This is a genomic window from Streptomyces sp. NPDC045431 (genome assembly GCF_040646655.1).
Classification (GTDB): domain Bacteria; phylum Actinomycetota; class Actinomycetes; order Streptomycetales; family Streptomycetaceae; genus Streptomyces.
On the sequence record NZ_JBEZAQ010000003.1, the window covers coordinates 75284 to 92392 of the forward strand.

Genomic DNA, 17109 nt, shown 5'->3' on the forward strand with positions numbered 1-17109 from the left:
GGCGTACGTCACCTCTCCCCATTGCATGCCCACCCGCCAGGGCGCATCAACGGCGCACAGAGGCCCGTCCCCGACGGGGAGGCGACCGTCAGGCCCCCTCGACCGGGGCCTCCGCCTGCTGGAGCTCGTCCGCGTGCTCGCCCGTCACCAGGTACACCACGCGCTTGGCCACCGACACCGCGTGGTCGGCGAAGCGCTCGTAGTAGCGGCCCAGCAGCGTCACGTCGACCGCCGTCTCGATGCCGTGCTTCCAGCGGTCGTCCATCAGGTGCTGGAAGAGCGTGCGGTGCAGGCGGTCCATCTCGTCGTCGTCGTGCTCCAGTTGGAGCGCCAGGTCGACGTCCTTGGTGATGATGACCTCCGCCGCCTTCGCCATCAGGCGCTGCGCCAGCTGGCCCATCTCCAGGATGGTGGCGTGCAGGTCCCGCGGCACCGCGCGGTTCGGGAAGCGCAGGCGGGCCAGCTTGGCGACGTGCTGGGCGAGGTCGCCGGAGCGCTCCAGGTCCGCGCTCATCCGCAGCGAGGTCACCACGATGCGCAGGTCCGTCGCGACGGGCTGCTGGCGCGCCAGCAGGGCTATGGCCCGCGCCTCCAGGTCGTGCTGGAGGTCGTCGACCTTCTGGTCGGCCGCGATCACGGCCTCCGCCAGCTTCAGGTCCGCGTCGAGCATCGCCGTCGTGGCGCGCCCGATCGCCGACCCGACCAGCCGGGCCATTTCGACCAGGCCCTCGCCGATCGAGTCCAGTTCCTCGTGGTACGCGTCCCGCATGGATGTCCCTCTCTCAGTGCGAACCTCAGGGGTCCGGGGTGGGCTCGGGCCCCTACGCTCCCACGGTCCGAGCCGAAAAAGACCGGGGCCTCCCTCCCAAGTGAACCGTCACTTTCCCCTCGGTGAACTCTGAGCGACGACTGTTCGAGCACCCACACGGATGGCTGGGAGCATGTCCGAGCACCCGCATAACCTGGACGCATGGACGTGAACGCGGCGGTTGCCGCATTGGCCGCGATCGCCGGGGCGTGCACCGGCGTGATCGCCATGCTGGCGTTCCGCTGGAGCGAGCGCGACCAGGCCAGGCCCACCCGTACCTCCCTGCACACCGACGCGGTGCTCCCGCCCGGCGTGGACACCGTGCTGTCGGTGCTCCGCTCCTCCGCGGTCGTGCTCGACGAGAGCGACTCCGTCGTCAAGGCCAGCTCCGCGGCGTACGCGCTCGGCCTGGTCCGCGGCGGCAAGCTGGCCGTCGAGCCGATGCTCCACATGGCGCGCGACACCCGCCGCGACGGCGAGATACGCCAGGTCGAGCTGGACCTGCCCCGGCGCGGCACCGGCCGCGGCGAGGCCCTCGCCGTCTCCGCCCGCGTCGCGCCCCTCGGCTCCCGGCTGGTCCTGCTCCTGGTCGAGGACCTCACCGAGGCCCGCCGCATCGAGGCCGTACGCCGCGACTTCGTCGCCAACGTCAGCCACGAGCTCAAGACCCCCGTCGGGGCGCTCTCCCTGCTCTCGGAGGCCGTCATGGACGCCTCCGACGACCCCGAGGCGGTCATGCGCTTCGCCGGGCGCATGCAGATCGAGGCGACCCGCCTCACCAACCTCGTCCAGGAGCTCATCGACCTCTCCCGGGTGCAGAACGACGACCCGCTGGAGGACGCCGAGCCCGTCCGGGTGGACGAGCTCGTCGCCGAGGCCGTCGACCGCTCCCGGCACACGGCCACCACCAAGCAGATCACCATGGCCGCCGGCGGCACCCAGGACCTCTTCGTCTGGGGCCACCGCGGCCAGCTCGCCGCCGCCCTCGGCAACCTCGTCGAGAACGCCGTCAACTACTCCCCGGCCCACACACGCGTCGGCATCGCCGCCCGCCGCGTCGCCGCCCCCGGGGGCGATCTGATAGAGATCGCCGTCACGGACCAGGGCATCGGCATCCCCGACAAGGACAAGGAGCGCATCTTCGAGCGCTTCTACCGCGTCGACCCCGCCCGCTCCCGTGCCACCGGTGGTACGGGCCTGGGCCTGGCGATCGTCAAGCACGTGGCCGCCTCGCACGGCGGGGAGGTCACGGTCTGGAGCACCGAAGGACAGGGCTCCACCTTCACGCTGCGCCTCCCCGAGGCCGGCGCCGTACGGCAGAACGGGCGGCCCCACGGCCGTCCGCATCACGACTCAGCGACCACCTCAGAACCGCTCACCGCCCCGGAGGTCCTTCCGTGACCCGAGTCCTTGTCGTCGAGGATGAGGAATCCTTCAGCGACGCCCTGTCCTACATGCTCCGCAAGGAGGGCTTCGAAGTCGCCGTCGCGACGACCGGGCCCGAGGGGCTCGACGAGTTCGAGCGCAACGGCGCCGACCTCGTCCTGCTCGACCTCATGCTGCCCGGCCTGCCGGGCACGGAGGTCTGCCGCCAGCTGCGCGGCCGCTCGAACGTGCCCGTCATCATGGTCACGGCCAAGGACAGCGAGATCGACAAGGTCGTGGGCCTGGAGATAGGGGCGGACGACTACGTCACCAAGCCCTTCTCCTCCCGGGAGCTGGTCGCCCGCATCCGCGCGGTGCTCCGCCGCCGCGGCGAGCCGGAGGAGGTCGCCCCGGCCGCCCTGGAGGCGGGGCCGGTACGGATGGACGTGGACCGCCACGTCGTCACGGTCTCCGGCGCCAAGGTCGACCTGCCGCTGAAGGAGTTCGACCTGCTGGAGATGCTGCTGCGCAACGCGGGCCGCGTCCTCACGCGCATGCAGCTGATCGACCGGGTGTGGGGCGCGGACTACGTCGGTGACACCAAGACCCTCGACGTCCACGTCAAGCGGCTCCGCGCCAAGATCGAGCCGGACCCGGGCGCGCCGCGCTACCTGGTCACGGTCCGGGGGCTGGGCTACAAGTTCGAGCCGTAGGCCCGCCCGCCCGGCGTACGCGTACGAGGGGCGCCCCACCGGAAAGGTCCGGTGGGGCGCCCCTCGCGCGCTGCTACGTCAGCGGTACGTCAGTGGTACCTCAGTGGTCGGCCGCGTGCGACTGCTCGCCGCCCGCCGGGGCGCCGGGGCTGGCCTGGCCCTGCGTCTCGCCCTGCGCGGGCGAACCCGTGGGGGAGCCGGTCGGCGAACCGGTGGGCGAACCGGTCGGCGTGGCCTCGGGCGACTTCGTCGCCTCCGGGGACTCCGGGGACTTCGGGGCCTGCGACGGGCCGAAGTCCGCGTAGTAGCCGGTCGCCGGCACGACGAACGCGTCCAGCTTCACGTCACCGGTCTCGCTGAGCTTGAAGACGACCTCGCGGGCCTCGCCGTTGGTGGCGGCGTCCCCGACGTTCTCGATGACCGCGGAGGCGTTGCCCTGGCCGCCGATGACGATCGAGCCGTTCGCCGGGACGGTGACGGCGCCCGAGCCCTCGGCGGGCGAGAGCTTCACCGTGGCGTCGGAGCCCGGCAGCTGGATGCCCTCCAGCGTCTCGGGCTTGTCGCCGCCGTTGAAGACGGTGGCGGAGACGACGGCGGCGCCGTCCTTCCCCCCTCCCGCCTGCGTGAGCACCGTGGCGTTCTGCACCTTGATGTCGCCCACGGTGGTGGCGGCGTTGTCCGGCCTGATCTGGAGCGTCTGGGCGTCATTGCCGGCGCCGCAGGCGGAGAGCGAGGCGATCGAGAACACGATGGCGGTGGCGGCGAGGGCGCCGCGTCGAAGGCTGCGGCTCACGGCGGCGGCAACTCCTAGGACGTACGGACGGACGGATGACGGCGACCGAAGACGGACGGGTAAGCCTGAGCTAAGGATCACTCAGCGGGCTCAGGTTACCGACCCCTCTCCCCGCTCCCGCACCCGACCCGCCCCCGACCCGTTCCCGGTCCATCCCCCGTCCGTCCCCGGTCCGTGTCGGCCTCCGCCACCCGGCCCTCTCACCCGGCCCTCTCACCCCACCCCCTCACCCCACTCGTACGGCGTTCACATAACCCTCCTTGATCAATTCCGCATTCGTTAACCGAAAAGCCTCGGTGATCACTCGCGCGCCAATTCGGGAATCATGGCCGCCATCGTCCGAGCGGGTGACCGACATCCGAACGGAGTACGTGATCTTCACCGCTTCGAACCCGACAAAACAGGACGTTCATCCTCGCCGCGCCGCAGCCGGATGCGTGTATCGGGCCCGTTTCCGCCTGCCCGTGCAGCCGCTCCGACCTGCGAATACCCCCTTCCGCAAGCCCTCCGCAGCACGTTCCCGTCGGTGTTGTCAAGCCCCGAGATATGCCCTGACCTGCGAAAACGCCATTCAGAAGAAGCTGTTCTCGTGTTACCCTGGATAGCCACGGAAGGGGTACCTGTCACATGACGTTCAAGGTTGGCGACACCGTGGTCTATCCCCATCACGGGGCCGCGCTGATCGAGGCCATCGAAACTCGCCAGATCAAAGGCGTGGACAAGACCTACTTGGTGCTCAAGGTCGCCCAGGGCGACTTGACGGTTCGTGTGCCAGCGGACAATGCGGAGTTCGTCGGCGTGCGCGATGTGGTCGGTCAGGACGGGCTGGACCGGGTCTTCGAGGTGCTGCGCGCACCGTACGCCGAGGAGCCGACGAACTGGTCCCGTCGCTACAAGGCAAATCTCGAGAAGCTCGCCTCCGGCGATGTCATCAAGGTCGCCGAAGTGGTGCGTGACCTGTGGCGCCGTGAGCGTGAGCGCGGTCTCTCCGCCGGAGAGAAGCGCATGCTCGCGAAGGCGCGCCAGATCCTGGTGAGCGAGCTCGCGCTCGCCGAGAACACCAACGAGGACAAGGCCGAGGCCCTGCTCGACGAGGTCCTCGCGTCCTGACACGCACGTCTTGACGCGCACGTCTTGACGCGCAAGCGGTTCTGACGCGAAGCGTTACCGCAGTGCCCGCTGACATGCTGTGATCCACTCGTACGGAACGTACGGATCAACAGCACGTCGCCGGGCGCTGCGGCATGTCCGCACCCCGGCCGGTGCGGCCCGCTCGACCGTCGTCACGGAAGGGGCAAGGGTCCGGTCAAGGCGCCGCGCCGACACTACCCCGACCGTCCTCCGGTCCGGGCGTGCCTCCAAGGCCATACCCAAATCGGCCGAGTCAACAAACCTGCCGGAGTGCAACCCATGTCTGACGAAGCACCCCCCGCACGCGCGGCCCGCACCGCCGCGGTGATCCCCGCAGCGGGCCGGGGCGTACGGCTCGGCCCGGGCGCCCCCAAAGCGCTCCGCGCGCTGAACGGCACCCCCATCCTCATCCACGCGGTACGCGCCATGGCGGCCTCCCGAGCGGTCTCGCTCGTCGTCGTGGTCGCCCCGCCCGAGGGCGCCGCCGAGGTCAAGAACCTCCTCGACGCGCACGCGCTCCCCGAGCGCACCGACTACCTCGTCGTGCCCGGCGGCGAGACGCGCCAGGAGTCCGTCCGCCTCGGCCTGGACGCCCTGCCCGACGGCATCACCACCGTCCTCGTCCACGACGCGGCCCGCCCGCTGGTGCCCGTCGACACCGTCGACGCGGTCATCGAGGCCGTACGGGACGGGGCCGTCGCCGTCGTGCCCGCACTGCCGCTCGCCGACACCGTCAAGCAGGTCGAGCCGCGCCAGGACGCCGAGAAGGGCGAACCCGAGCCGGTCGTCGCCACGCCCGACCGGGCCACGCTCCGCGCCGTACAGACCCCGCAGGGCTTCGACCGCGACACCCTCGTGCGCGCGCACACGACCGTCACCGGCAGCGTCACCGACGACGCCGGCATGGTCGAGCAGCTCGGCGAGCCGGTCGTGGCCGTCCCCGGCCACGAGGAGGCGTTCAAGGTGACCCGCCCCCTCGACCTCCTCCTCGCGGAGGCGGTCCTCGCCCGCAGGAGGGCCAACGATGGCTTCTAGCCTGCCGACCATCGGCATCGGCACCGACGTCCACGCCTTCGAGAAGGGCCGCGAGCTGTGGTGCGCGGGCCTCCTCTGGGAGGACTCCGACGGCTACGGCCTCGCCGGCCACTCCGACGGCGACGTCGCCGCCCACGCCGCCTGTGACGCGCTCTTCTCCGCCGCCGGTGTCGGCGACCTCGGCGCTCACTTCGGCACCTCCCGCCCCGAGTGGTCCGGCGCCTCCGGTGTCACCCTGCTCGCCGAGGCCGCCCGGATCGTCCGCGCCGAGGGCTTCGAGATCGGCAACATCGCCGTCCAGGTCATCGGCGTACGCCCGAAGATCGGCAAGCGGCGCGACGAGGCGCAGAAGGCGCTCAGCGCGGCGGCCGGCGCCCCGGTGTCCGTGTCCGGCACGACGACGGACGGCCTCGGCCTCACCGGCCGCGCCGAGGGCCTCGCCGCCATCGCGACGGCTCTGCTCGTCCGTACCACCTGAGGCACGGGGCACTGGCACCGGCCCACTACTCTGGAGTGGTGACTATTCGCCTGTACGACACCAGCGCCCGGCAGATCCGTGACTTCACCCCGCTCAGGCCGGGCTGTGTCTCGATCTACCTGTGCGGCGCCACGGTGCAGGCCGCCCCGCACATCGGGCACATCCGGTCCGGACTGAACTTCGACATCATGCGCCGCTGGTTCGCCTACCGCGGCTACGACGTGACGTTCGTCCGCAACGTCACGGACATCGACGACAAGATCATCGCCAAGTCCGCGGACCAGGGCCGCCCCTGGTGGGCCATCGGGTACGAGAACGAGCGCGCGTTCAACGACGGCTACGAGGCCCTCGGTTGCCTCCCGCCCACCTACGAGCCGCGCGCCACCGGGCACGTGACCGAGATGGTCGAGATGATGCGCGGCCTCATCGAGCGCGGTCACGCGTACGTGGCGGACGGCAGCGTCTACTTCGACGTGCGCTCTTTCCCGGAGTACCTGTCGCTGTCGAACCAGGACATCGACGATCTGCGCCAGCCCGCCGAGGAGGGCATCACCGGCAAGCGCGACCCGCGCGACTTCGCCATGTGGAAGGCGACCAAGCCGGGCGAGCCCGACTGGGAGACGCCGTGGGGCCGCGGCCGCCCCGGCTGGCACCTGGAGTGCTCGGCGATGGCGCACAAGTACCTGGGGACCGCCTTCGACATCCACGGCGGCGGCCTCGACCTGGTCTTCCCGCACCACGAGAACGAGATCGCGCAGGCCAAGGCGTACGGCGACGACTTCGCCCAGTACTGGGTGCACAACGCCTGGGTGACCATGAGCGGCGAGAAGATGTCCAAGTCACTGGGCAACTCCGTGCTCGTCTCCGAGATGGTCCGGCAGTGGCGGCCCATCGTCTTGCGCTACTACCTGGGCACCCCGCACTACCGGTCGACGATCGAGTACAGCGAAGAGGCGCTGCGCGAGGCCGAGTCCGCCTTCGCGCGCATCGAGGGCTTCATCCAGCGGGTCGTCGAGAAGGCCGGCAAGGCCGTCGAGCCGGCCGCCGAGGTGCCGCCCGCCTTCGCCGAGGCGATGGACGACGACCTGGGCGTCCCGCAGGCGCTCGCGATCATTCACACCACCGTGCGCCAGGGCAACAGCGCGCTCGCCGCCGACGACAAGGACGCCGCAGTGGCCCGCCTCGCCGAGGTCCGCGCCATGCTCGGCGTCCTCGGCCTGGACCCGCTCGACCCGCACTGGGCGGGCGAGGCCGACCGGGGCGAGGACCTCCACGGCGTCGTCGACAGCCTCGTCCGCATGGTCCTGGACCAGCGCCAGTCGGCGCGGGCCCGCAAGGACTGGGCGACGGCGGACGCGATCCGCGACCAGCTCGGCCAGTCCGGCCTGGTCATCGAGGACAGCCCCGACGGCCCGCGTTGGACGCTCGGCGCGCGGTAGCCCCCGCGCTGGCACACTTCATATAGACGCTTCATATAGACGTACGTACGACACGCATCGACCAGAGCAGGTAAGTCATGGCCGGGAACAGCCAGCGCAGGAACCGCCGCACGTCCAACAAGAAGGGCGCGACGGTCGGCAGCGGTGGCCAGCGGCGCCGGGGCCTGGAAGGCAAGGGCCCGACGCCGCCCGCGTCCGCCCGCAAGGGACATGTGAAGAACCGCGTCGCCAACGCCAAGGCCAAGCAGGCGCACCGCCGCCAGGTCGCCCGCCGCGGCGGCAAGGGCCTCTCCGAGATGGTCGTCGGCCGCAACCCCGTCTTCGAGGCGCTGCGCGACGGCGTACCCGCGACGACGCTGTACGTCCAGCAGTTCATCGACAACGACGAGCGGGTGCGCGACGCGCTGAAGCTCGCGGCCGACCGCGGCGGCATCAACCTCATGGAGGCCCCGCGCGCCGAGCTCGACCGCATGACGAACGGCCTCAACCACCAGGGCCTCGTCCTCCAGGTCCCGCCGTACGAGTACGCCCACCCCGAGGACCTCGCCGCGGCCGCCTTCGACGACGGCGAGGACCCGCTGATCGTCGCCCTCGACGGCGTCACCGACCCGCGCAACCTCGGCGCCGTCGTCCGCTCCGTCTCCGCCTTCGGCGGCCACGGCGTCGTCGTGCCCGAGCGCCGCGCGGCCGGCATGACCGCAGGCGCCTGGAAGACCGCGGCCGGCACCGCCGCCCGCACCCCGGTCGCCCGCGCCACCAACCTGACCCGCGCCCTGGAGGCGTACCAGAAGGCCGGCATCACCGTCGTCGGCCTGGACGCCGACGGTGACACCGAGGTGCACGAGCTGGACGCCCTCGGCGGCCCGGTCGTCATCGTCGTGGGCAGCGAGGGCAAGGGCCTCTCCCGCCTGGTCGGCGAGACCTGCGACTTCCTCGTCCGCATCCCGATGCCGGGCGGCGCCGAGTCGCTCAACGCCGGTGTCGCGGCCGGTGTCGTCCTGTACGAGGCGGCGCGCCGCCGCGCCTGACGCGGACACCCATCCGAGACCCGTCATGATCTTGACGGGTCTCGGACATTTCCCCGCCGTCAAGGCAGTGTCCTAACCCCGCGTCACTCGGTTAGATGAGTGTGGACACCAGAACGCCCCGGCCCGGGTTCGACGATCAGCCTGCGTTGAGCATGGTCAAGGTGGATTGCGATCCCGCGCAGGTCATCGTGAACCACGCCAGCTTCCGGGTGCAGCTCGCCCCGGTCAAGAAGCCTCGGTACGCCGAAACCACCACCCGTGTACCCGCCGTGAGCGCGGGCGCGGCGGGAGCGGGAGGACGGCGGCGGGCGACCGTCGTATGGAGCGGGAAGTCGTCACCCGGCGACCCCGGAGCGACCGGCCTCCTGCAGGCCGTACGGGACTCCGCCGCCGTGGACACCCTCGACCCGTCGCGCGACGCCGGCGCCACCCAGGTCATCCCTCGCGTCACCCTCTCCGACGACACCATGCCGACGCCCCTCCTGCCGCCCATGCGGCGCGCCGAAAGCGCCTATGAGGAGAGCGGTTACGGGGACAGCGGCTACGAGGGGAGCGCCTACGGGGGGCGCGACCGGCACGGCCCCGCCGCCCACGCCGACACCACCGACCAGGACGACTACGCCGCGGACGACACCCCCACGCGCGGCAGCGGCGACCGCCGCGCGGCCTACGCCGACGCCGCCGCCCAGCGGCACGCCTACTACCCCGGCCGCCGCATGAACCTCGGCGTCGTCCTGCTGCCCCTGCGCGTCTTCCTCGGCTTCATCTCCATCTACGCCGGCATGGGCAAGCTCTGCGACCCCGTCTACTTCGACGGCGGCGAGCGCGGCTCCATGGTCAAGTGGCTCACCTCCCTCCACCCCTGGCCCGCCGCCGAACCGCTGCGGGACTTCGCCCTCGCCCACCCCGTAGGCGCCGGACTCACCGTCGCCTTCGCTCAGGTCATCGTCGGCGTGCTCACTGTCCTCGGCCTCTGGCAGCGGGTGGCGGCCGTCTTCGGCGCGCTGCTCTCCGCCGCGCTCATCCTCACCGTCAGCTGGCGCACCGTCCCCGCGTACGACGCGCCCGACATCGTCTACCTCGCCGCCTGGTCCCCGCTGATCATCGCGGGCGCCCCCGTCTACTCCATCGACGGCCGCCTCGCCGGCGAGGCCTGGCGCACGCTCGGCCCCCGTTCCGCCCTGTGGGACCTGCGCCGCCGCGTCCTGCGGCGCGGGGCGCTCGTCGCGACCGTCGTGGTGGGCCTGACGCTGCTCATCGGGTCGGTGCTCGGCGGAGCCGTACGCTCCACCGAGATGGTCACCGTGCCCGGGCCGAACGACGACCCGACGAACCACCTGCCCGGCCGGCCCCTGCCGCAGGAGCCCGGCTCGCAGTCCCCGTCCTCGCGTGGCGAGTCCTCCCACCGGCCGCCCAAGCCGTCCGCGTCCACCTCCACGTCGCCGACCGCCGACGAGTCGACCCCGGCCGGGACCGTCCGGGAGAGCGAGCGCGCGCAGGAGCAGCGGCCGACCGCCACGCAGGGCACCGGCCAGCGGCCCCCGCAGCAGTCCCGGCCCGTGGACCCGGAGCCGCCGGCCAGCAGCAGCTCGGGCCCGTCCTCCAGCGGCTCCACCGGCACCTCGGGCGGTGGCGGCGGTGGCTCCGACGACAGCGGCTCGGGCGGCTCCGAGGACGGCGGTTCCAGCGGCGGCAACCGGAACCCGATCGGCGGCCTGCTCGGCTGACCGCACGACACACGAGCGAGAGGGACCGTCACCGTGTTCCCCACGGTGACGGCCCCTCGGCGACACCACCCGGCCGAAGGCTCGGCCCCGGTCTTCCGTACCCTCCCGCTATGAGCGCCGCCGTGCACATCCCGGAGTACGTCGAGGACTGCGACCTGGTCGAGGGCGAGGATCTCGTGCGAGACCCCGCCTTCTGGCTCGCCCATCTCCTGTTGACGATGGGTGACCCGGGTGGGGAGCCAGAGCGGTACGGGGTGGACGCATCGGCTTACGAAGCGATGGTGGATCGCCTCGGCGACCCCGAGCAGCCCTGGCCCGTCGTGCGGGTCCGCTTCGCCGGTGGGCATACGGCCTACGTCGTCTACGCCTCCTTCGAGGACGAGAACAACGTCGACTTCTTCGTCCGCCACCCCGCATGGGGGCGACTCGGTCACCTCGGGCAGTGCGGCGCCGACGAGGCCGGCCCGGGCCTGTCCTGGGCCGAACTCATCACTCTCGCCGCGAGCGCGCAGGACGGCGACGAAGGTCTGTCCGATCCGTCCCAGCGCCTCCTGCTGCTCCTGCCGATGCTCGGCGATGCCGACATGCCCGTCGACGCGCGTGACACCGTGGCGCAAGCGCTCGCGTGCTGTGGGATACGTACGGACGCGGCCGACGAGCTGGCCGCGACCCTGGTGGGCGAGCAGGACCCGACCGGCGGGCCCCGGTGGACCGTGACCGACGACAGTCCGATCGCCGTGTGCTCGTCCCCGTACAGCCCTCGACGGGTACCGCTCGCCCTCGGTATCTCCCCGGAGCACGCCCAGGCTCTGGCCAACGCCCTCCACGGCTCCGTGCGGGAAGAGAGGGGCGACACCTGGATCAATCGATCCAGATCAGCATCGCGTGACCGGTAGGCCGCGGGGTTCGACGACAAGCTCAGAACTGGTACGCGGCGAGCTCCTCCGCCGCCCGTTCCAGGTCCTTCGCCGTGTCGATGGCCCGCCAGTAGGCGCCCTGCGGCAGCGGGAAGCCCGCCAGGCGCCGCTCGCGGGCGAGGCGGGGGAAGGTGGTGCGCTCGTGGTCGCCCACGTCCGGCAGCAGCGGTGTGAAGGCGGGGGAGAGGACGTACACGCCGGCGTTGATGAGGTACGGCGACGGCGGCGCCTCGACGAAGTCGGTGACGTTCCCGAAGGTGTCGGTCTCGACGGCGCCCCAGGGGATGCGGGGCCGGGCCAGCGCGAGAGTGGCGAGGGCGTCCCGCTCGGCGTGGAAGGCGGCCATCTCGCGCAGCGAGAAGCGCGTCCAGATGTCGCCGTTCGTGGCGTACCAGGGCTGGTCGGGGCGCGGCAGGCGCGCGGCCGCGTACTTCAGGCCGCCGCCCCGGCCGAGCGGCTCGGACTCGACGACGGTGGTGACGCGCAGCGGCAGTTCGGCGGTCTCCAGCCAGCGTTGGAGGACGTCCGCGAGGTGGCCGCAGGAGACGACGGCGTCCGTGACGCCCTCAGCGGCGAGCCAGGAAAGCTGATGGCCGATGATCGGGGTCCCGGTTCCCGGGATCTCGACCATCGGCTTGGGGCGGTCGTCGGTGTACGGGCGCAGACGCGAACCCTGGCCGCCCGCCAGGATCACGGCCTGCGTCGGAGAGGTGTGCATACCTCGACAGGGTGGCTCAGCTCTCGTTCGCGACGCCGGAGGCGTACGACGTGTCGCACACGGGGCGGGAGTACGACTGGGCGCGCACGGGCCCGTAGTGGAGGACGGCGGCGCGGCCGAGGGCGCGGGCGATCGACATGCAGTGCTTGGCGAGCGACGGCCGCTCCTCCACCTCGCGCTGCAGGCTGGTCAGCGCGACACCGGGGTTCTCCTCCTGAAGCTGTGCGAGGAGGCGGTCGCGGAGAATATCCTGCGGTGCACGGGACTTGGCCCGTACGGAGACGTTCTCCGACGACGCGGTGAGCAACTGCGACTCGGAGCGGCTGCCGGCCCACGGGACACTGGTGACCGCGAGAGTTCCGGAGAGCACCAGGACGACGGGCAGGACGAGGGCGAGAGTGCGGCCGATTCGGCGTGCTGTGTGGGTCACGGACGTGAGCGTAGCGGCCAGTGATGATTTGGAGACATTTAGTCACCCCCACGGGGGATGGTTCGACGCGCCTTTTCGAATCGGGTGTTGACGAACGGGGTCCGAAATGACCCATGTGCCGGGGTATTTGTCGACATCCGGGCGGACGGACGGACCTACGGGAACGGCCCCGCACCGAAGTGCGGGGCCGTGCCGGGGTGATGAGGGCGTCAGCCGCTGAGGCGCTCGCCCGTGGAGGTCGAGAAGACGTGGATCTCCTCCGGGCGCGGCACGACGTGCAGCACGGAGCCCTTCTCCGGGATGGAGCGGCCGCCGACGCGGACCACCAGGTCCTTGTCGTCCTCGCCGCCGACGCGGGCGGAGCCGTACACGTACCCGTCGGCGCCGAGCTCCTCGACGACGTTGACCAGGACCGCCACGCCCTGGTCGCTCTCGGCGCCCGCGACGTCGAAGTGCTCCGGGCGGACACCGACCGTCACGGTCTTGTCGCCCTTGTCGGTCGCGGCGGCCAGCGCCTCGCGCGACACGGGGACGACGCTGTTGCCGAACTTCACGCCGCCGTCGGTGATCGGGACCTCGACCAGGTTCATGGCGGGGGAGCCGATGAACCCGGCGACGAAGAGGTTCGCCGGCCGGTCGTACATGTTGCGCGGCGTGTCGACCTGCTGCAGCAGCCCGTCCTTGAGCACCGCGACGCGGTCGCCCATCGTCAGCGCCTCGACCTGGTCGTGGGTGACGTACACGGTGGTGATGCCGAGGCGGCGCTGCAGGCTCGCGATCTGTGTACGCGTGGAGACACGGAGCTTGGCGTCGAGGTTCGACAGCGGCTCGTCCATGAGGAACACCTGCGGCTCCCGCACGATGGCCCGCCCCATCGCGACGCGCTGCCGCTGACCGCCGGAGAGCGCCTTCGGCTTGCGGTCCAGGTACTCGGTGAGGTCGAGGATCTTCGCCGCCTCCTCGACCTTCTTGCGGATCTCCGCCTTGTTCACGCCGGCGATCTTGAGCGCGAAGCCCATGTTGTCGGCGACGGTCATGTGCGGGTACAGCGCGTAGTTCTGGAACACCATGGCGATGTCCCGGTCCTTCGGCGGCAGGTGCGTGACGTCGCGGTCCCCGATGCGGATCGCGCCGCCGTTGACGTCCTCCAGGCCGGCGAGCATGCGCAGGGAGGTGGACTTGCCACAGCCGGACGGGCCGACGAGGACGAGGAACTCGCCGTCGGCGATCTCGATCTCGAGCTGGTCGACGGCGGGCTTGGTGCCCCCGGGGTAGATCCGGGTCGCTTTGTCGAACGTGACGGAAGCCATGGTGATGTGATCCCTTCACCGGCAGGAACGTGCCGGACGATCCGAGTGGAAGGAAGTGATGGGTCTAGTCCACGTGGGTGAACTCCGGGTGACGGTACCTGGCCGGATGGCGTCTGTCAGTAGGTGGAGGCGGGCGACTTTGGTCTCGTGCGGGTGGTGGCAGAGCACCTCTCTTGTGGCCGCGCCCCGTCGCACGCGGTGCGTAGGCGCCCTCGCGGACACCCCTTCCTGCTTCCTCACCCCTTGCCGCCCGGCCATGACCCTCGAGGGCCACGCCCGGACGGTCTTACGTGGGCTCCACAGGCATGACGGCCGACGGCCCATCGGTCCGTACTGCATTGAGGCTCACGCAGCCGGGGAGTGATCCGCTCCTCCACCAGCAGGGCGACGAAGTACCGTCCTGCCCTGTCCTGCGTCACCGTCAGCTTCACCGGCACCACCCCGACGGGCAGGGAGCGCGACCACCGGACATCCAGCGGAGTCGTCTGCTTGGCCAGTGTGACCAGGCCGGTTCCCGGGCGCTCCGGATCCTCCACCCACCGGAAGCCGGTGCGGACGTACGTCGCCGAGTCCCGTGACACCCGCTTTCGCTTGAACGTCGGATACTTCTCCGTCTTCCGGAAGAACCGCTGGAACCCGTCTCGGCGAAGCCCACGGACACCCGGTACTTCTCCCACGCCTCCGAGCGGAGTGTGAGGCCTTGGTTGTAGACCCACCGGCACGCGCCGAAGGTTCGCTCAAGCTGCTGAGCCTGCTCGGGGGTCGGATAGAAGCGGAAGCGGTAGACACGCTGCTGCGTATCGGCCTCTTTCGCGCGGCTGCGCATCGGAGCGGCGGCGCGTGTCCGGTGCTTGCGCCGGTCGCCGATGCCCAGCGTCTCGCGCTTGACGCGCTTGGCCTCCGCGCCGGTGATCCGCACGCGATCAGGTGCCCCCTCGGTCACCGCCCCACCCCCAGGATCCGGTCTTCTGCACTGCACTTCAGTTCGCTCAACGAACAGGTGGGCGGGAGGTTGCGAGGGGAGGAACCTCGTGGCTTCGGCATCCGGCGCTGTGTACAGTGGGGAGGCCTCGCGCTCACTCGCGCGTGAGCGTTGCCTCCTTAGCTCAGTCCGGTTTAGAGCAACGCACTTGTAATGCGTAGGTCGTCGGTTCGAATCCGACAGGGGGCTCCACTGAAAACCCGACCTAGGAACGTTCCTACGTCGGGTTTTCTCGTTCAGCGGATACGCCGTCGGCGGCGCGCACGGGCTGCGCGGGTGTCCGTGGTCTCAGTTGTGGTCTCAGTAGGGGCCGGAATGGGCTGCTGGGGCTGGGGCAGGAAGACGCTACCCATCTGCCGCATGGCGGCTCGCGACAGCTCGGAGCGTCCCTTGACGTACCGTCTCGTCTGGCTGATCTGGGTATGCCGGAGGATCTCCATGATGGTCACGATGTCCACGCCGAGTTCGTTCAGGATCGTGCCGGCCGTGTGGCGGCTCCCGTCGTAGAGCCTCCGATCATCGATCCCCGCCTCTTCGAGCAGTTCCTTGAACTCCTCGTAGTCCTGCCGCGGGTCGAGTGGTCGGCCATCCGGGCGCGCGAACACGACGTCGTGCTCCTGCCAAAGGTCACCAGCGGCCACCCGCATCTCCTGCTGCAGGGCCCGGAGCTCCCGCAGGGGCGGGATGAACGGTGGTGGGATCGGGACCGGGTTCTGGCTCTTCTTCGTCTTGGGGCGCGTGAAGACCAGGCCACCGCCTTTCCGCTCCGGGCAGGCACTGGCGTGCTTGGTGCACCCCTGCGCGCACGGCTTGGGGCAGCCACGCTTGTACGCCTTGTGGACGGTGCAGTCCGGCGGGCACGGCTCGAATCGGTGCAGCCGCTCACCACACGCACGCGGGTCGGCGCAGCCGTGCTTCCAAGTGAGCCGTTGGAGCTGCCAGCGGGGGTGGAAGAGCCCCGCGTCCAGGTCGACGTACGGCCACCGGAAGCCGAGCGCCTCGCCCTGCCGGAATCCCATCCCGACACCGACGAGCCAGCGCACGAAGGTGGGGCGTCTTGACGCTGCCTCCAGAAACGCGCGCGCTTCTTCCTGTGTGAACGGATTCGCCTCCGTCTCCTCCAGCGTCGGCGGGTCGACTAGCGTTGCCACGTTTTCCACGATCATCCGCCGCCGATGGGCGATCTTCAGCGCCCGGGACAGGATGCGGTGCACTTTCAGCACGTGGGAGGGCGCGTGCCCCTCTTCCAGCATCGCCGCGTACATGGCCTCCAGATGCTCCGGCTCCAGCTTGTTCAGCCGATGCTGACCGATGCCCGGGATGATGTCGTTGCGGGTCTTGGACCAGTAGTCGTCCAGCGACCGCGGCTTGAGCTTCAGGCTCGCGATCGTCGTCAGGTACGTCTCCATCCACTGCTGTACGGTCGGCACCCGGCCCGCCTTCGGCGCCCGCTGCTCGTCGCGCAGCTTCTCCAGCGCGCGAACCTTACGGGTCACCTCGGCTTCCGTCCTGCCCGTCCGGTGGCGGCGGTCTGGGCTTCCGTCGGACTTCACGCCCATGGTCACGCGGCCGTGCCACCGGCCGTCGGTGCCCAGGTAGATGGATGACTCCATGTTCGGCTTGCGGGGGCTCATCGCTTCCTCTCATGAGCGAGGCGGCCCCGGTGAAGGCCGGGGGCCGCCTCGGGTGGTTCGGGGGTCAGACGGTCTGCTGCGGGAGTCCGGCGGCGAACGCGTCCAGGTCGGTCCGCCGGACGCGCCGGGCGCGGCCGACCTTCACGTACGGCAGGACGCCGGCGGCCATCAGCTCGTAGAGGGTCGAGCGGCCGAGGGAGAGGTAGTCGGCGGCGTCCTTGACGGTGAACAACGCGCGACTGACGGTGGGCTCCATCGCGGTAGTCACTGGGTGCTCCTTCATGGCGGAGTTCCGGGGCTCGTGTCCGGGAGTTGTGGCGTTGGAGGGTGACGTCTGGGCGAGCGGCACCTGTCCGAGGTGGGGATTTCTGCGTCACGGCGTCATCAGCGTCATTTGGGCCTTTGACCTGCGGGTTTGGGTGACGCAGGGCGGTGGGGGCTGTGTCACGGGTGACGGAGCCGTCCGTCATGGGGTGACGCAGGTGACGAAGGGTGACGCAGAGATTCGGGTTCTGCGTCACCCCCGTTGCTGCAGGCCAGGGCCGTTTTGGGGCTCGTGGTGACGCGGGTGACGCAGCGTCTTCCTACTTAGGAAAAAGAG

General features: G+C 70.7%; 17 protein-coding genes and 1 tRNA gene. 10 read left to right on the forward strand and 8 right to left on the reverse strand.

What is annotated here, in order from left to right; genetic code table 11:
• Window positions 1–88: 88 nt before the first annotated feature.
• Window positions 89–769: a phosphate signaling complex protein PhoU gene (gene phoU / locus AB0A69_RS08790; RefSeq protein WP_361417108.1), complete on the reverse strand. Its 681-nt coding sequence runs from the start codon at window positions 767–769 to the stop codon at window positions 89–91.
• A 201-nt stretch (window positions 770–970) separates the two neighbouring features.
• Between phoU and AB0A69_RS08795 the strand changes: the two genes are divergently transcribed.
• Together AB0A69_RS08795 and AB0A69_RS08800 are read left to right on the forward strand one after the other, a co-directional pair.
• Window positions 971–2209, forward strand: coding sequence for an ATP-binding protein (locus AB0A69_RS08795; protein WP_361417111.1), 1239 nt, complete (start codon window positions 971–973; stop codon window positions 2207–2209).
• Complete coding sequence (locus tag AB0A69_RS08800) at window positions 2206–2886, forward strand: response regulator transcription factor (protein ID WP_361417114.1); 681 nt, start codon at window positions 2206–2208, stop codon at window positions 2884–2886. The genes AB0A69_RS08795 and AB0A69_RS08800 overlap by 4 nt, the downstream gene beginning before the upstream one ends.
• 100 nt (window positions 2887–2986) lie before the next feature.
• Here the strand turns inward: AB0A69_RS08800 and AB0A69_RS08805 are convergent, their stop codons facing one another.
• Window positions 2987–3679, reverse strand: a complete 693-nt coding sequence (locus AB0A69_RS08805; protein ID WP_361417117.1) for a DUF461 domain-containing protein — start codon at window positions 3677–3679, stop codon at window positions 2987–2989.
• A 627-nt stretch (window positions 3680–4306) separates the two neighbouring features.
• Here AB0A69_RS08805 and AB0A69_RS08810 point away from each other — a divergent pair.
• The 7 genes from AB0A69_RS08810 to AB0A69_RS08840 all read left to right on the forward strand — a co-directional run bounded on the left by AB0A69_RS08810 (window position 4307) and on the right by AB0A69_RS08840 (window position 11413).
• Window positions 4307–4789 (forward strand): CarD family transcriptional regulator, encoded by a 483-nt coding sequence (locus AB0A69_RS08810; protein WP_003953493.1) that lies wholly within the window; start codon window positions 4307–4309, stop codon window positions 4787–4789.
• A 300-nt stretch (window positions 4790–5089) separates the two neighbouring features.
• Complete coding sequence (gene ispD, locus AB0A69_RS08815) at window positions 5090–5845, forward strand: 2-C-methyl-D-erythritol 4-phosphate cytidylyltransferase (protein WP_361417120.1); 756 nt, start codon at window positions 5090–5092, stop codon at window positions 5843–5845.
• On the forward strand, window positions 5835–6323 hold the full coding sequence (gene ispF, locus AB0A69_RS08820) for a 2-C-methyl-D-erythritol 2,4-cyclodiphosphate synthase (RefSeq protein ID WP_361417123.1): 489 nt from the start codon (window positions 5835–5837) through the stop codon (window positions 6321–6323). The genes ispD and ispF overlap by 11 nt, the downstream gene beginning before the upstream one ends.
• Before the next feature lie 38 nt (window positions 6324–6361).
• Window positions 6362–7762: a cysteine--tRNA ligase gene (cysS, locus tag AB0A69_RS08825; RefSeq protein ID WP_361417126.1), complete on the forward strand. Its 1401-nt coding sequence runs from the start codon at window positions 6362–6364 to the stop codon at window positions 7760–7762.
• A 77-nt stretch (window positions 7763–7839) separates the two neighbouring features.
• Window positions 7840–8790, forward strand: a complete 951-nt coding sequence (gene rlmB / locus AB0A69_RS08830; protein ID WP_355355641.1) for a 23S rRNA (guanosine(2251)-2'-O)-methyltransferase RlmB — start codon at window positions 7840–7842, stop codon at window positions 8788–8790.
• A 95-nt stretch (window positions 8791–8885) separates the two neighbouring features.
• Window positions 8886–10517, forward strand: coding sequence for a DoxX family protein (locus AB0A69_RS08835; protein WP_361417129.1), 1632 nt, complete (start codon window positions 8886–8888; stop codon window positions 10515–10517).
• 110 nt (window positions 10518–10627) lie between these two features.
• On the forward strand, window positions 10628–11413 hold the full coding sequence (locus AB0A69_RS08840; RefSeq protein ID WP_361417132.1) for a hypothetical protein: 786 nt from the start codon (window positions 10628–10630) through the stop codon (window positions 11411–11413).
• 22 nt (window positions 11414–11435) lie between these two features.
• Here AB0A69_RS08840 and AB0A69_RS08845 read toward each other — a convergent pair whose 3' ends face one another.
• From AB0A69_RS08845 to AB0A69_RS08860, 4 genes are all read right to left on the reverse strand, one after another.
• On the reverse strand, window positions 11436–12152 hold the full coding sequence (locus AB0A69_RS08845; protein WP_361417135.1) for a nucleotidyltransferase family protein: 717 nt from the start codon (window positions 12150–12152) through the stop codon (window positions 11436–11438).
• Between the two features lie 16 nt (window positions 12153–12168).
• Complete coding sequence (locus AB0A69_RS08850) at window positions 12169–12582, reverse strand: hypothetical protein (RefSeq protein ID WP_361417138.1); 414 nt, start codon at window positions 12580–12582, stop codon at window positions 12169–12171.
• A 209-nt stretch (window positions 12583–12791) separates the two neighbouring features.
• Window positions 12792–13892, reverse strand: a complete 1101-nt coding sequence (gene ugpC, locus AB0A69_RS08855) for a sn-glycerol-3-phosphate ABC transporter ATP-binding protein UgpC (protein WP_361417140.1) — start codon at window positions 13890–13892, stop codon at window positions 12792–12794.
• Window positions 13893–14319: 427 nt separating this feature from the next.
• Complete coding sequence (locus AB0A69_RS08860; RefSeq protein ID WP_361418397.1) at window positions 14320–14718, reverse strand: helix-turn-helix domain-containing protein; 399 nt, start codon at window positions 14716–14718, stop codon at window positions 14320–14322.
• 269 nt (window positions 14719–14987) lie between these two features.
• Between AB0A69_RS08860 and AB0A69_RS08865 the strand changes: the two genes are divergently transcribed.
• Window positions 14988–15066, forward strand: a tRNA-Thr gene (locus tag AB0A69_RS08865).
• A 44-nt stretch (window positions 15067–15110) separates the two neighbouring features.
• On the opposite strand, the gene AB0A69_RS08870 is transcribed toward AB0A69_RS08865, so the two are convergent.
• Both AB0A69_RS08870 and AB0A69_RS08875 read right to left on the reverse strand, forming a co-directional pair.
• Window positions 15111–16508: a tyrosine-type recombinase/integrase gene (locus tag AB0A69_RS08870; protein ID WP_361417143.1), complete on the reverse strand. Its 1398-nt coding sequence runs from the start codon at window positions 16506–16508 to the stop codon at window positions 15111–15113.
• A gap of 64 nt (window positions 16509–16572) precedes the next feature.
• Window positions 16573–16776 carry a helix-turn-helix domain-containing protein gene (locus tag AB0A69_RS08875; RefSeq protein WP_361417146.1) on the reverse strand — a complete coding sequence of 68 codons (204 nt, stop codon included), beginning with the start codon at window positions 16774–16776 and terminating at the stop codon, window positions 16573–16575.
• Between the last annotated feature and the right edge of the window lie 333 nt (window positions 16777–17109).